This window comes from Verrucomicrobiia bacterium (assembly GCA_035574275.1).
Taxonomy (GTDB): Bacteria; Zixibacteria; MSB-5A5; order DSPP01; family DSPP01; genus DSPP01.
This window is the reverse complement of the sequence record DATLYY010000026.1, coordinates 1-13,985: the sequence shown is the minus strand read 5'-3', so window position 1 is coordinate 13,985 and position 13,985 is coordinate 1. Positions and strand designations below refer to the sequence as shown.

14 protein-coding genes are annotated in these 13,985 nt (G+C 56.5%); 8 read left to right on the top strand and 6 right to left on the bottom strand.

Going from position 1 to position 13,985, the window contains the following annotated elements; genetic code table 11:
- Positions 1 to 31 precede the first annotated feature (31 nt).
- Positions 32 to 1,516, bottom strand: a complete 1,485-nt coding sequence (locus VNL73_04665) for an aconitase family protein (protein ID HXF48700.1) — start codon at positions 1,514 to 1,516, stop codon at positions 32 to 34.
- Positions 1,513 to 2,028, bottom strand: coding sequence for an HIT domain-containing protein (locus VNL73_04660; protein ID HXF48699.1), 516 nt, complete (start codon positions 2,026 to 2,028; stop codon positions 1,513 to 1,515). Before VNL73_04660 ends, VNL73_04665 begins: the two co-directional genes overlap by 4 nt.
- Positions 2,029 to 2,177: 149 nt before the next feature.
- On the opposite strand from VNL73_04660, the gene VNL73_04655 reads away from it, so the two are divergent.
- The 4 genes from VNL73_04655 to VNL73_04640 all read left to right on the top strand — a co-directional run bounded on the left by VNL73_04655 (position 2,178) and on the right by VNL73_04640 (position 4,650).
- Positions 2,178 to 2,801 (top strand): cyclase family protein, encoded by a 624-nt coding sequence (locus tag VNL73_04655; GenBank protein HXF48698.1) that lies wholly within the window; start codon positions 2,178 to 2,180, stop codon positions 2,799 to 2,801.
- 176 nt (positions 2,802 to 2,977) lie between these two features.
- The gene (locus VNL73_04650; protein HXF48697.1) at positions 2,978 to 3,409 is read left to right on the top strand and encodes a chromate resistance protein ChrB domain-containing protein; all 432 of its coding nucleotides are present in this window, start codon (positions 2,978 to 2,980) and stop codon (positions 3,407 to 3,409) included.
- 49 nt (positions 3,410 to 3,458) lie between these two features.
- Positions 3,459 to 3,944: a hypothetical protein gene (locus tag VNL73_04645; protein HXF48696.1), complete on the top strand. Its 486-nt coding sequence runs from the start codon at positions 3,459 to 3,461 to the stop codon at positions 3,942 to 3,944.
- A 13-nt stretch (positions 3,945 to 3,957) separates the two neighbouring features.
- Positions 3,958 to 4,650: an HNH endonuclease gene (locus tag VNL73_04640; protein ID HXF48695.1), complete on the top strand. Its 693-nt coding sequence runs from the start codon at positions 3,958 to 3,960 to the stop codon at positions 4,648 to 4,650.
- 26 nt (positions 4,651 to 4,676) lie between these two features.
- Here the strand turns inward: VNL73_04640 and VNL73_04635 are convergent, their stop codons facing one another.
- A complete protein-coding gene (locus tag VNL73_04635) occupies positions 4,677 to 5,663 on the bottom strand; it encodes an NAD-dependent epimerase/dehydratase family protein (protein HXF48694.1) in 987 nt (328 codons plus the stop codon).
- 201 nt (positions 5,664 to 5,864) lie between these two features.
- On the opposite strand from VNL73_04635, the gene VNL73_04630 reads away from it, so the two are divergent.
- Both VNL73_04630 and VNL73_04625 read left to right on the top strand, forming a co-directional pair.
- Positions 5,865 to 7,046, top strand: coding sequence for an aminotransferase class I/II-fold pyridoxal phosphate-dependent enzyme (locus VNL73_04630; protein HXF48693.1), 1,182 nt, complete (start codon positions 5,865 to 5,867; stop codon positions 7,044 to 7,046).
- Positions 7,046 to 8,164, top strand: coding sequence for an N-acetyltransferase (locus tag VNL73_04625; GenBank protein HXF48692.1), 1,119 nt, complete (start codon positions 7,046 to 7,048; stop codon positions 8,162 to 8,164). The genes VNL73_04630 and VNL73_04625 overlap by 1 nt, the downstream gene beginning before the upstream one ends.
- 395 nt (positions 8,165 to 8,559) lie before the next feature.
- On the opposite strand, the gene VNL73_04620 is transcribed toward VNL73_04625, so the two are convergent.
- Genes VNL73_04620 through VNL73_04610 form a run of 3 tightly spaced genes read right to left on the bottom strand, consistent with a single transcriptional unit; the run spans position 8,560 to position 12,367 of the window.
- Positions 8,560 to 10,947 (bottom strand): serine/threonine-protein kinase, encoded by a 2,388-nt coding sequence (locus VNL73_04620; GenBank protein ID HXF48691.1) that lies wholly within the window; start codon positions 10,945 to 10,947, stop codon positions 8,560 to 8,562.
- A complete protein-coding gene (locus VNL73_04615; protein HXF48690.1) occupies positions 10,947 to 11,675 on the bottom strand; it encodes a metallophosphoesterase family protein in 729 nt (242 codons plus the stop codon). Before VNL73_04615 ends, VNL73_04620 begins: the two co-directional genes overlap by 1 nt.
- Positions 11,672 to 12,367 carry an FHA domain-containing protein gene (locus VNL73_04610; protein HXF48689.1) on the bottom strand — a complete coding sequence of 232 codons (696 nt, stop codon included), beginning with the start codon at positions 12,365 to 12,367 and terminating at the stop codon, positions 11,672 to 11,674. Before VNL73_04610 ends, VNL73_04615 begins: the two co-directional genes overlap by 4 nt.
- 120 nt (positions 12,368 to 12,487) lie before the next feature.
- On the opposite strand from VNL73_04610, the gene dusB reads away from it, so the two are divergent.
- Together dusB and VNL73_04600 are read left to right on the top strand one after the other, a co-directional pair.
- Positions 12,488 to 13,471, top strand: coding sequence for a tRNA dihydrouridine synthase DusB (gene dusB / locus VNL73_04605; GenBank protein ID HXF48688.1), 984 nt, complete (start codon positions 12,488 to 12,490; stop codon positions 13,469 to 13,471).
- Positions 13,468 to 13,985 (top strand): 1-(5-phosphoribosyl)-5-amino-4-imidazole-carboxylate carboxylase (locus VNL73_04600; GenBank protein ID HXF48687.1); only part of this gene is annotated, 518 nt, incomplete at its 3' end. The genes dusB and VNL73_04600, both read left to right, overlap by 4 nt.

The window sequence follows — 13,985 nt, the reverse complement described above, 5'->3', positions numbered from 1 at the left end:
AGCCAATGTGCCGCCAACACATTCCGTAGTATTATCGAAACAAACTTCTCGGATCAGTAAGCTTTCCCGTCAAAGCGGAGGCCAGACCGGTCAAATACGAGCCGGTCCAGACGTTGCGCGGGTTCAAATGCTCCAGGCAGGCCCGATCCGTGGTGGAAAAAATCTTCCCCGTCCAGGAAACCGGATTGCTCCCCGGCGGGAAAACATAGGCCCCCGCCCCAACCAGCGTATCCATAACCCCTTTGCGCGCCGCCTTGCGGTAAACGGTTCGCGAGGCAGGAAAGATGGAAAGTTCCACCCCCTCCGCCACCACCCGGTTTTCCAGAAGCCGGGCGATGGTTTCTAAATCCTCCAGATTTCCGCTCTGGCAGCCGCCGATAAAGACCCGCTCCACGTTCCGGTCCGAAAAACCGGAAACCGGTTCGCCGACCAGCCCCTCCGGGTAATGGCGGACTTGCGGCTCGACCGTGGATAAATCGAGCGATAGTTGTGGCACCTTCCAATCCCCCAGCCGCGGCTCGGGTGCGGGGGGCTTCTGCGCGGCGACGGTGACTGATTGAAAGTGAAGCTCGCTTGCTAGATTGGCTAAATTGAAGCGCTCTTCCGCCGATAGCATATCGACTCCCTCCCCCAAAATCTCCACCAAGCCGTTCCAGTCCCAGGAAGGGGAAATTTTCCCCTGTAAATTAAGAACCACGTCGGCTGCCGTCACTCCCTGGGGAAGCTTGCCGGTGAGGACAATCTGGTACACCTTCGGCACGGTCAAAGCAATCGGATGTCCTTCCGCCAACCGCTCCCGCTCGGTGGGAAAAACGACCGCGCCAAAGCCGGAAAGAGCGGAAAGATGGTGCCCGGCGGATCCCACCAATTCAAACGGTCGGGGAAGCCGCTGTTCAAAAAGCAGTTGATGAAAAACGCCGTCCCCGGCGGAAAAAACCCGCCCTTCGATTTTTTCCTCCCCTCGGATGGTGCCGGAGCCGGAACGGACGAGCGGGTTGAAAAACTCAAACAGATTCACCGGATAGGGGCGTTCCAGTTCCGGCCAGTCCGGCAACTCCTCTGGCGCCAGCCAGACCGCCCCCCGGTCGGGCATCACCTCCAGTTGTTCCCCCACCTGTATTTCTTTTCCCGGCAGTTTTTCCGACAAAACCTGCTCCAAAACGGTGGCCTTTTTGTAGGCCTCGCGGCGCGGCAGCCCGATTCCCAAATCCAGTTGATGCAGCTTCAAAACCTTTGGTTTTTCAACCAGCCCGTACACCCTCCGCCAGCGGTAAAAGGCGGCTTTGGAAATCCCCAAAAGCAGCCCGGCCTGTACGTCCGAGCCGGTCTCCTCCCAGGCGGACTGGATTTGATAACGGGAAAATTTTGGCTCGGAGACCTTGGGCACATCCTTCTTGCGCATCCAGTAGGAAACCAGATAGGGGGGAACTCCGCCGAGCGCCTCGCCGATCCGCTCGTAGGTTTTGTGCTTTTTCTGCAGCTCCACCAGTTGCGTTTTGGTTGGGATTTTGCTCATTTTCGTTGGCCCCGCATATGGGGATATAATAAATCATAAATTTTTTGCAACCCCACCGAGAAAACTTTTGTTTTTCCGACCACCGGCATAAAGTTGGCGTCCCCCGGCCAGCGGGGAACCACGTGCAAATGCAGATGCCCGGCCACCCCGGCGCCGGCGGCCCGCCCCAAATTCATTCCGAGATTGAACCCCTCCGGCCGCATCGTTTTTTTCATCGCGCCGATCGATTTCGCCGCCAGCTCCATCATCTCCGCCGACTCCTCTTCCGCCAAATCAGAAAGCTCGGCGATATGCCGGTTGGGGACAATCATCAAATGCCCGCTGGTGTAGGGGTACAGGTTCATAATGATAAAACTCCGCTCGCCCCGAAAAAGAATAAAGTCCGCCTTATCCTTCTTTCGCTTCAAGCGGCGGCAAAAGATGCAACCCCTCTCCTTTTCCCCAAAAATAAACCCCTCCCGCCAGGGGGCCCAGATGGCCGGAAGCGTGAATTTTTGTTCCGTTCTTGACATCGCCGTTCGGCCGGGAAGATAACATTTCCGGCCGAGTCGAAAAAGACGCAATTTATTGCACGGAGCCGGATTCTTCCCTTTTCACTCGAAAATCCCTATTTTCCCCCCGTTTATGCCGGGCCGTTTTTGCCGAACACTTAGATAGGGATATGAAAATTCACGACATTTCCGTGCGGATTTCCCCGGAACTGGTGGTTTATCCCGGCGACCCGCCGGTGGAGATTGTGCCGTTGACGCAGGTGGGCCCGGCCGGAGACCCGAACACCTCCCGGCTCTGTTTATCCACGCACGCCGGCACCCATATCGACCCCCCCTATCATTTGCTGGCGGACGGAACCAAGGCAAACGAAATCCCGCTGGATACCTTAATCGGGGAATGCGAGGTGGTGGATATCGGCATCGAGGATGAAATCACCCTGCCCGTTTTGCAAAGGCACAAATTCACCGCCGAACGGGTGATTTTCAAGACCAAGAACTCCTTTTTATGGGAACGGAAGGAGTTTTCCCGCAACTACACCTATTTGACCACGGCCGCCGCCGAATATCTGGCCACCCGCAAACTGAAGCTGGTCGGCATCGATTATCTCTCGATTGAAAAGTTCGACGCCAAAACACTGCAAAGCCATCTCGCCCTGCTCAAGGCCGGCACCGTGATTTTGGAGGGGGTTAATCTTTCCTACGTTAAGCCCGGGAAATACGAGCTTTTTTGCCTGCCGTTGAAAATCAAGGACGGCGACGGCGCCCCCGCCCGGGCGGTTTTAATCGAGCGGTAAAAAACCCTTTTTGCTCTCAAACAAGCCGCTGAAAAACCAGCACTTATCCAAATTGTTTCGCGTGAAACAATTTTGTTTCAGGCATTTTTGATTTAAAACCGCCACAATTTTGGTGGCAAAGTTGTTGTAAATTCGACAATTGCTTAAATTGGGTGCAAGCGGAAAAAGGAGGCAGAATGAAATGGATAACCCGTGAAAAAGTGAAAGTGGACCGGGTGGCCTGTCCGTGGCTGATATGCAAATTCGTGGACCCGAAGGCGGAGTTTTTGTTCGTGCCGGCGGAAAAAGTGCAGGAAATGACCGAAAAGGAGGGGGCGATTCCCTTCGATGCCCCCGGCGTGGAGTTGGGGCATCACGACGGCAAATGCAGTTTTGAGGCGATTTTGGCCAAGTACCACATTCACGACCCGGCGGTTGAAATGCTGGCCCAAATCGTCCACGGGGCGGACCTGCAGTCCGACCTGTACGGCCGCCCGGAGGCCCCGGGGCTGAAAGCCATCGCCGAAGGGTTCCGCACCTTGGGCCTGAAAAACGACCATGAGATTTTGGAAAAAGAGTTTATTGTGTATGATGCGTTGTATGGGTATTGCAGAGAAAAGGTGAAATGAACCGGTGAAGGCTGCCCGACTCGTTGCAGGTTTTGTTTTGGCGGGAATTGTGAGTGCGGCGACCCTGCATGCACAGGACTTGGGCACCCCGCGCAAGTTGTGGTGGTTAAACATTGGGGCCGGGTTTTCATCCGGCGTGGAGCCGGGACTTCCCGGTATCGGACTCGGCCTGTCCTACAAACACAACCCCGGGCTTTTTTCGCTGCGCACCGCTTACTTCGAAGAATTCCAAATCTGCCTTTTTGGTGGATGCGGCAATCCGGACCGGGCGTGGGACGCGGGCGCACTTTACGGCGTAATCACAAAAAGCAGGACAACTTTTGCGTCGGCTTCGGCCGGAATCGGCCTGGCTGGCGGACGGCGCGGAGGGGAAAAGAGTTTCACAACCGTTGGCATACCCCTCGAAACCCAGCTTTTTGTGACCCCTTTCCGCCACGCGAATGTAGGCTTTGGTCTCTACGGACTTGGAGACATCAACCCCAAAAAGTCTTTCTGGGGTGCGCTTTTCTGCCTGCAAGTCGGCCGTTTGAAATAGATTACACTTAGTAATGATTGATGAAATTCTGAGCTATCGGGAAATGTGCGACAAGGAGAATGTTCAAACTCTCCAGCGGGGAATGAACTTTAGACTTAATCCAAACTATTCGGTAATTTTGATGTCCCAAAGAAAAAATGCGCCCTATCGGGACAAAATCCTTAAGAATGGGGTAGCGATTGAATACGAAGGCCATGACACCCCAAAAGTGAAGGGGATCAAAAATCCAAAGCGTCTCGACCAACCGCTTCAATATCCTTCCGGCCAGTTAACGCAGAACGGTTTTTTTGTAAGAAGCGTGGAAGGTTACAAAAGCGGAACGCAAAAACCGGAACGTGTCAAGGTGTATGAAAAAATACTTTCGGGGGTATGGTCGCTCAAGGGAATTTTTGATTTGGTGGATTACAGAATCGTGGAAGACGGCAGACGCAAAACCTTCCGATTCATTCTAACGCTCTCCGAATCGCCGCAGCCCAAGACCAGTCAAAACAACTCTTTAACACCGCGTTCAAGACTGATTCCCTCAGAAATCAAAAAAGAAGTGTGGAAGCGGGACGGCGGAAAGTGCGTTATCTGTGGCGCAGGTGATGAACTGCATTTTGACCATGACTTGCCGTATTCAAAAGGGGGCACAAGCATTACGGCAGCCAACGTGAAACTCCTTTGCGCCCGCCACAATCTTCAGAAGTCCGACAAAATACAGTAGCTCAACAACGGCCAGAAAGACAGATTTTACAGCCACTCCATCTTTTTGTACCAGTCGTAGGTGACCTGCGCGCCGTCGGGGAGGGGGTAGCGGGTCTGGTAGCCGAAGGTTTTTTCCGCCTTGGAAACGTCGCAGGTCCAGAATTTTTGCGACAAATCCAAGGCCTTCCAGCGGGAAATGAGCGCAGCCCGGCCGAAAAGCCCGGCGACAAACTGGTTGGTTTCCCCGGCGGCGAGGAGAAACCATTTTGGAATCCGCAAAGGCCGCCCCGCCTTGCCGCAGGCAAAAGCGATGATCTGCCCCGCCTCCCGCCAGGAGTAGATTTTATTTTCCGCCAGAAAGAAAACCTCCCCGGAGGCCTTCGGCTCTTCCGCCGCGGCGATAATCCCTTCCACCAAATCGAAAACGGAGACGATGGAAACGAAGCTGTCCCCCTTGCCAACCAAGGGATAAAAGCCGCGCGCCGCCAGCCGGAAGTAAGTGAACATGCCGCGGTCGCGCGGGCCGTAGATGGCGGGGGGGCGAACCACCGTCACCGGAAATTTTTCGGCGTGCTTCAACGTTTCAATCTCCCCCTCCCATTTCGACTCCCCGTAGGGGGTGATGGGATTGCAGGCGTCGCTTTCCTTTTTCGGACGCCCGTCCAAAGAAGGCCCGGCGGCGGCCATTGAGGAAACGTACACAAAGCGGGAAAGTTTGGGGTTGGCGGCGGCGACCGCCTCCAGCAATTTTTTTGTGCCAAGATGGTTCGCTTCCAAAAACTCCTCGCGGCTCCGGGCCCGAATCAAACCGGCGGCGTGGAAGACCAAATCCTGCCCCTCGACCAACTTCCGCAGACGGACGGGGTCCTCCAGATTCCCTTCGAGAATTTTGTAGCCGGTAAAATAGTCCAGGTTGTCCCGTTTGCTTCCCGGCCGCACCAAAACGGAGACCTCGTACCCCTTTTTCAAAAGAAACTCGGCCAGGTGGGAGCCCAAAAAACCGTTGCCGCCGGTGACCAGCGCTTTTTTCATAAAAGCGCACCCGAGTTGGGTCGGGAGTCACTCCCGACATGAGCGTCCGGAACAACTCCCGGCGCAACACTGAAAAAAAAACCCGTTTTGCCGGGGACGAGGGCTTTTTTCATTGCCGCTTCGATTGGCTTGACATATATTCGGCCAGCCGTTAAGATAAACTTTTTCGTTAACGGCAGCGAGGGAAAAAAGCGATTCGATATGGATCTTTTTGACAAATGTTACAAGGATACCCGCGCCGAGGAGGCCCAAAAAGCCGGGCTCTATCCCTATTTCCACCCCATTTCCTCCGCCTTGGGGACCGAGGTGGTGATGGACGGCAAAAAACTTTTGATGATCGGCTCAAACAACTATCTGGGGCTGGTTTCCCATCCCAAAGTCAAAGAGGCCGCCGCCCAGGCGGCCTTGAAGTACGGCTCCGGATGCACGGGGAGCCGCTTTTTGAACGGGACGCTCGATTTGCACATCGAGCTGGAGCGGCGGCTGGCGAAGTTCGTGAACAAGGAGGCCGCGCTCGCCTTTTCCACCGGTTTCCAGACCAATTTGGGGACCATCTCCGCCTTGGTCGGCAAGGGGGATTTCATAATCGTCGACCGGGCCGACCACGCCTCCATCGTGGACGGCTGCCGGCTCTCCTTCGGCAAGACCATCAAATACCTGCACAACGACATGGAGGACTTGTGCCGGATTTTGTCCAAGCTGGATCACGGGGCGGGAAAGCTGGTGGTGACGGACGGCGTTTTCTCGATGGAGGGGGATATTGTCCGTCTGCCGGAGGCGGTGAAGCTGGCCAAAAAGCACAAGGCCCGTTTGCTCGTGGACGACGCCCATGCCGTGGGGGTTTTGGGGAAGCAGGGGCGGGGAACGGCCGAGCACTTCGGGCTGGAGGAGGAGGTGGATCTAATCATGGGGACCTTCTCCAAGTCGTTCGCCTCCCTGGGAGGGTTCATCGCGGGAGAGCGGGGGGTGATTGAATACATCAAGCATTTCTCCCGGGAGCTGATTTTTTCCGCCTCCATGCCCCCCTCCGCAGTCGCCGCGGTGATTGCCGCCTTGGACATCATCGAGTCCGAGCCGGAGCGCCGGGAGCGTTTGTGGGAAATCACCCGCCGGATGCACAAGGAGTTCAAGCTTTTGGGGTTCGACATCGGTGCCACCGAAACCCCCATCGTGCCGGTTTTCATCGGCGAAGACCTGGACGCCTTCAAGTTCTGGCGGGCGCTTCTGGACGAGGGGATTTTCGCCAACGCCATCATCTCCCCGGCCACCCCCCCGGGGAAGGCCTTGATCCGCACCAGCTACACCGCCACGCACACGGACGACCAGTTGGATTTCGTCCTGGAGACCTTCAAGAAACTGGGGAAGGCCTTCGGGATTATTTGATGCTCGAAGTCCGGGAGATTCCACCGGGCAGGCTTTCCCTTTTCATAAAATTTCCGTACCAATTTTATAAGGGGGACCCCTGCTGGGTGCCGCCCCTTTTGTCCGAGCGGAAATCGTTTTTCAATCCGGCCAAAAACCCCTTTTTCCAGCATGCCCGGGTGCGCTACTTTATGGCGTATGATGGCGGCCGTCCCGTAGGCCGGGTGGCCGGCATTCTGAACGAGGCCCACAACGGCTTCCACGGGGAAAAGGTTTATTTCTTCGGCTTTTTCGAGTGCGAAAACGACGTAAACTTCGCCGCTGCCTTGATGGAGAAAGTGGAAGAGGCCGCCCGGGAGGAGAAAATGGAGTTTCTGCGGGGGCCGGCCAATTTCTCCTCCAACGACGAGTGGGGATTCCTATTGGAGGGGTTTGACTCGCCGCCGGTCGTGCAGATGCCCTACAACCCCCCCTACTACAACGAGCTTTTTGAAAAGCTCGGTTTCCAAAAAGCCAAGGATTTGTTCGCCTATTTGACCGACGAGGAGAACCGCCCGCCGGAGCGGATGACCCGGCTGGCCCAGAAAGTGAAGGAAAAGGAGCGGGTGCACATTCGTCCCCTCTCGCTGAAAAATTTCGCTTCCGAGGTGAAAATCCTGAAGGAAATCTACAACCAGGCCTGGGAGAAGAATTGGGGGTTCGTGCCGATGACCGATGCGGAGTTCGAGCACGCGGCCAAGGAGATGAAGTCCTTCGTCGATCCCGATATTGCCTTGATCGCCGAAGTGGAGGGGAAACCGGTCGGCTTCTGCCTTTCCTTGCCGGATATCAACCAGGTTTTAATCAAGCTGAACGGGCGGCTTTTTCCCTTCGGCTTCTTCAAGCTTTTGTGGCATCTGAAAGTGAAAAAAACGATAAACGGGGCGCGCACGATTACCTTGGGAATTTTGCCGGAGTACCGCAAGCGGGGGATTGACAACGTCCTTTCCACCGAGTCCTATTTTACCGGGATGAAAAAGGGCTACCTCACCTCCGAGATGTCCTGGATTTTGGAGGACAACTATTTGATGAACCGGATTATGGAGGTTTGGGGCTCCAAGCTCTACAAAAAATACCGGATTTGGGAAAGGCGGCTGTAGCTTCTCCTGAAACAAAAGCCGAATCCGGCGGTCTCAAAACCGGCAATAAAAAAGCCCGCTCGCGGCGGACTGAAGAAAAAAAAGAGGCGACTAACAACCGAAACACTGGATAGTGAGATACTCGGCCTCGAGCTAAGGTTTACGGTTTTTTCGTCTCACCTCCTCGCCCTTCTGGGCGTTACTCTTTTTTTCAAAAGAGCGGTTGTTCGTCCCAGCCGGTTGGGGACCGGCCTTCAACTATTAATACGATACAAAGCCGGAAATTGATAGTCAAGCGGAAAAAAATAAAAGGAGGGGCTCGCGCCGGTTTGGGAAAGCCGCTTTCCAAAGGCAGAAGCCGCCGAGTCAAGCCCTGGACGGCGGAAAAGTTGGGGCGGCGTCAAAAAAGAAATGAGCTACGCCTGGGTCTGCTGCCCGGCCGGCTGGCGGGGTTTTGGGGCGGAGAGAATGAAGGAGGCCAAAAACTCTTTCAATTCGGCGGCCAGTTCGCCGGCCCTTTGGTAGCGCTCCTGGGGGTCTTTGGCAATGGCCCGCATGGTGACCCGGTTCAAAATCATCGGGATGCTTTCGTTTTTTTCCACCGGGGAGGGGGGGTTGTGGTTGATGATGTTGTAAATGAGCTGGCTCAAGTTCTCCCCGCGGAACGGCTTTTCCTGGGTCAAAAATTCGTACATCACCACCCCCAAAGCGAAGATGTCGGACCGGCGGTCCACCGGCTTTCCCTGCAGCTGCTCAGGGGAGATATAGTTGGGAGTGCCCATCGCGATGCCCGTCTGGGTCATCGAGGCGGAGGTCTCCAGCCGGGCGATGCCGAAATCCATAACCTTCACCTGAAAATTGTTCATCACCATGATGTTGGCCGGCTTGATGTCCCGGTGGACGATTCCCCGGTCGTGGGCGTAATCCAGAGCGTCGCACACCTGCACAATCAGCTTGGCCACGATTTTGTAATTCAGCACCACCTGCCGCTTGATGATTTCCTCCAGCGTGTACCCTTCGAGATACTCCATGGCGATGTACTGCAAATCCCCCTCGTGCCCCACGTCGTAAATGGTGACGATGTTCGGATGGGAAAGCTTGCCGGCGGCTTTGGCCTCCCGCACCATCCGCTCCTTCAGTTCCTGTATTTCGCTCTCCTCCGCCACGGAATCGAGCCGGATGGTCTTCAGGGCCACCAGCCGGTCGATGGCCGGATCCAGCCCCTTGTAAACGGTCCCCATCGCCCCTTTTCCCAGCACTTCCTGGATTTCGTAGCGCCCCAGGGTTTTGGGGCGGTCCAGCGGCTGGTGGGCGGAACCCGGTTTTTTCGGCTGGAGCGAGGTCTGCTCGTACAGCGTTTCCTCCCCGGCAATAATCTCCGGCTCCGGCATCCCCTCCGTGCGGACGTATTCCGAGCGATTGGCCTCCGGCGTTTCGGCCGTCACTTCGGCGGATGAGACCTCTCCGGTCAGCTCCTCCCCTTCTCCTTCATCCATGGGGGGGCGGTCGGCCGCCTTCCGCGGGGCGACCGATTCCGGCTGGGCGTAGTCGTAGGAGTACTCGTCCAAAACCTCCACCTCGGTCCGCTTGGCTTTCAAAACCGGGCTTGCGGCCAGAAAGAAAACCAGCTCCAAAATGGCGTAAAACGGCTTGGTCAAAATCCCGAAGGCGTTGAACAAAACGAAGGAAAGGTTGGTGAGCGCCACCAGGAAAATCCCCAGGATGATCAGCCGGTAGGTGAGCGTGACCTGCGGCAGAAGAAAGGCCGCTAAAACGCCGATTAAAATCAAAAACGAAATGTCCAGAAATTTGCTGATGGTCAGCGTTTTCACGAACCGGCGCTGGAGGATGCTTTCCACCAGATTGGCGCAAAGCTCGGCGGTGGAAAGGGCCGGCTCCACCGGCGTTTTAAACGTTCCCGCCAAACCGAGCGGCGATTTGGCCAGAATCACGGCCTTCCCCTTCAGGGCGTTGGGGTCGATTTGCCCCTGCAAAACGTCGGAAAGATTGTAGGTTTTAAAGCTCCCCGCCGGCCCGGCGTAGTTGATGAAAAGCCGCCCCTGCCGGTCGGTCGGTATCACGGTGTTTCCCAGTTTGACCCCTCCATTTGGCAAAACGGCGCACTGGGTTTTGGAAAGCCCCAAATAAAGCCGGGCGGTGGTCAAGGCGAGGGAGGGATAGTACAACCCCTCGAAATTGACGACCAAGGGATGCCAGCGCAAAGTACCGTCCCCGTCCGGCAACTGGGTGTTGTGCCCCAGCCCGGCCCCCTTTTCGGCGAAGGCGCGGTCGGGATAGTTCACCCCTCCGGCGGCGGTAAGGGGAAGGGATTTCAACTCTAAGTCGGCAGCGGGAAAGGCCTCGGCGGAAAAATAGTTTGGCGCCGAAAGGGTGGAGGGAGTCTGCTCGGAAGGAACGAAACTAAAGGGGACGATGATGTTTTTCCCCCGCTCCAAAACATCGGCCAAAAGATAGGTGCCCAAAATGGAGGTGTCGGAACGGTCCACGAGCCCGGGGGCCAGTTCCAAGGCAATCACTTTAGGGCGGTACAAAGAGAGGGCGTTCAAAACCCCGGCCCAGCGTTCTCGGCTCCAAGGATAGCGTCCCAGAAAATTGGAAACCTGCATATCGATCTGCACAATGGCCACCTCGGTCCCGACCGGCTCGGCTCCCCGCAGCCGGAACATCTGGTCGGCCAGCTTCAAATCCATCTTTTCCACGGCCGGCTGGCGGTCCAAATAGAGAGCCAGAACGAAGAGGGTGATTAAAATGTAAAGAATGAACCCCTGAAATTTTTTAAACATCAGCGCCCCGCCGAAATCCGTTCAATCAGATACTCCGGCAAATTCAAAGCTTTCATCTTCTTTTGGGCGGCGGCCACGTCGTAGGCCACCCGCACGAGCCGGGCCTCCCGGCTCTCCGTGTCGCAGAGCAAATAACAGGCCTTCGGGTTACCGTCCCGCGGCTGCCCCACCGAGCCGATGTTGATGATGTAGCGCCAGTCCGGCTCCAGAACGACGGCGGTCTCCGGAAACAGCGCGGCATGCTCCTCTTTGTGCTTGCGGACGATCAAGGGTTTGTGGGAATGCCCGATCAAACAAACCTGTTTGGAAAAGTAATTGAAATTCTCCTCGGCGTCGTCCAAGTCCAGCAAATACTCCCATTCGAGGGGGGTTTTGGGGGTGGCGTGCACGAGATGAAAATCATCCAGTTCCTCCTGCACGACAAAGCCGGAAAGGAGCTGAATGGACTCGGCGGTGAGCACCTCCTTGGTCCATTCGATGGAGAGCCGGGCATACTGGTTGAATTGTGCGGTTTCAATCTGCCCCAGGGCGGCGTAGTCGTGGTTTCCCAAAAGCCGGACCTTGGTCGCCTCGCAGATCGCCTTGATGCAGGGATTCGGGTCCGCCCCGTACCCCACGGCGTCCCCCAAAAAAAAGGAGCGCTCCACGTTCTGGCGCGCAAAATCCTCCAAAACCGCCGTCAACGCCTCCCAGTTGGCGTGGACGTCGGAAAAGAAAGCGAACCTCACCGGCTCTGGCCCTCGATAAACCGGAAAATCGACTTGCCGACTTGGATGATGTCGTCGTTGCGCAAAACGTAGCGGTCTACCGCCTCGCCGTTCACCTTCACCCGGCCGGCACGCCCCACGTTTACCAAAACCCAGCGCCCGTCTTCCTGCACCAGCTTGGCCTGGATGCCGGAAAGGAAAAATCCCTTGGCCTTTACGTTCACAAATTTGGATTTCCCCACCGTGACCACGTCACGCTCCAGCTTGAACTCCTTGGTCTCCGTGTTGAGCTCCCCCTTCAAAATCGGACCGCCGAACTTTTCCACCAAGGCCCGCTCCCGGGCGTCCCGTTCCACCAGTTCCTTGTGGCGCTTGGTCTTCAAAACCATCGTGCCGTCCAGATGCTCCGGGCGGGTGGATTTGTCGGAAATGTTGTGGAAGACCAACGCGTACTTGCCGATGGTGATGACGTCGTTGTCCTTCAACAGCTCCTCGGTCACCTTGCGGTTGTTGACGAAGGTGCCGTTCAAACTGTCGTTGTCGATGATGATGGCGTTTGGTCCGTTGAACTCAATCTGGGCGTGCCGGCGGGAGACCCCCCGGTTGTCGAGCACGATGTCGTTGTCGGAGGTCCGCCCGATGGTGATCCTTTTTTTCTCGGTCACCACCCGCTCGATGACCTTGTCCTCGTATTTTACGATGATTTCCGGCATATCCGGTTTTCTCCTTTCCCCTTCCGACCGAAATCGGAACTACCCCCGGCGCCCCTCGAGTCCGAAGGCCCGAAACGGCCCGTCTTGTCGGGCGCCGCAAACTCCTTTATATTTGTCGGTATGAAGGTGGGGAACTTGAGCATAGAGGGGAAAACCTTCCTTTCGCCGATGGCCGGCATTACGGACATCACCTTCCGGATGCTGGCCAAACAGCTGGGGGCCTCCATGGTTTATTCCGAAATGATTTCAGCCGACGGGATTTCCCGCGGCAACGCCAAGACCGAGCGGTACATGGAATTTCACGAGTCCGAGCGCCCCGTCGGCTTCCAGCTTTTCGGCTGCGACCCGTATGTGATGGGGGAGGCGGCCCGCCGGGCCTCGGCCCTAAAACCGGATTTGATCGACATCAACTTCGGCTGCCCCGTGCATAAGGTGACCAAAAAAAACGGCGGCTCGTCGCTCCTTAGGGATTTGAAACTGTTCGCCCAGATAATCAAGTCCGTAATCAAGGGGTCCGCCGTTCCGGTGACGGTTAAAATCCGCTCCGGCTGGGATCACAATTCCATTAACGCCCCCGAGGCGGCTAAAATCGCCGAGGATCTGGGGGCTGTTGCCTTGACCATCCATCCCCGCACCCGCCAGCAGTTCTTCGAGGGGAAGGCGGACTGGGGGGTGATTGCCCGGGTGAAGCAGGCCGTCGAAATCCCGGTGGTGGGGAACGGCGACATCACCTCGCCGGAGGATGCGAAGCGGATGCTGGAAGAGACCGGCTGCGACGCCGTCATGATAGCCCGTGCCGCTTTGGGCAACCCTTGGATCATGGGGCGGATTCATCACTACCTCGAAACCGGCCAAAAAATTCCGGAGGCCTCCGTGCCGGAAAAAGCGATGGTTTGTCTGGAGCATGCCGAAAAGCTTTGCGCCCGGATTGGGGAGCATTTCGGAATGAAGGAAATGCGCAAGCATATCGCTTGGTACATCAAGGGATTTCCGAAGGCCTCCGAGCTGCGCCAGAAAATCAATACGCTCGAAACGCTTGCCCAACTGCGCGAAGCCCTGCTCCCCTATTTGGAATCGGGCCGGTGCGTTTCGGACGCAGCGTGAAAAAATCCAATCACCGAAAAAGCGGGGCGGATTGGCCCGCTTTGGAAAAAACTTTGTCCGAACTTTCCGCCGGGAATCTTTCTTTGCCGGACGCCTACGCCCGGCTGAAGCACTTACCGTTTGAGGATTTGGGTTTCGCCAAGCTGGACCACCACCGCCGCCTGCGCAAAGGATTTCCCGAAGTGGTCTTTGCGGCGGGCAAAACGTTTCCGCAGTTGAAAAAAATCATCACCGCGCTGGCGGCGGAGGGCTCCGGCATTCTGGTCACGCGTCTTGAAGGGACGATCGGCGCCAAATTGAGAAAAACCTTTCCTAAAACCATATACAATTCGGCCGCCCGGGCGCTCTTTTTACCGACCGGGCATGGGGGGGCTCATCTGGGCCAAATCGGTGTCCTTTCCGCCGGCACCTCCGACATTCCGGTGGCGGAGGAAGCCGCCTTCACCGCCGAGTGTCTGGGAGCGGAAGTGGAGCGGATTTACGACGTCGGCGTGGCGGGCATTCACCGCCTCTT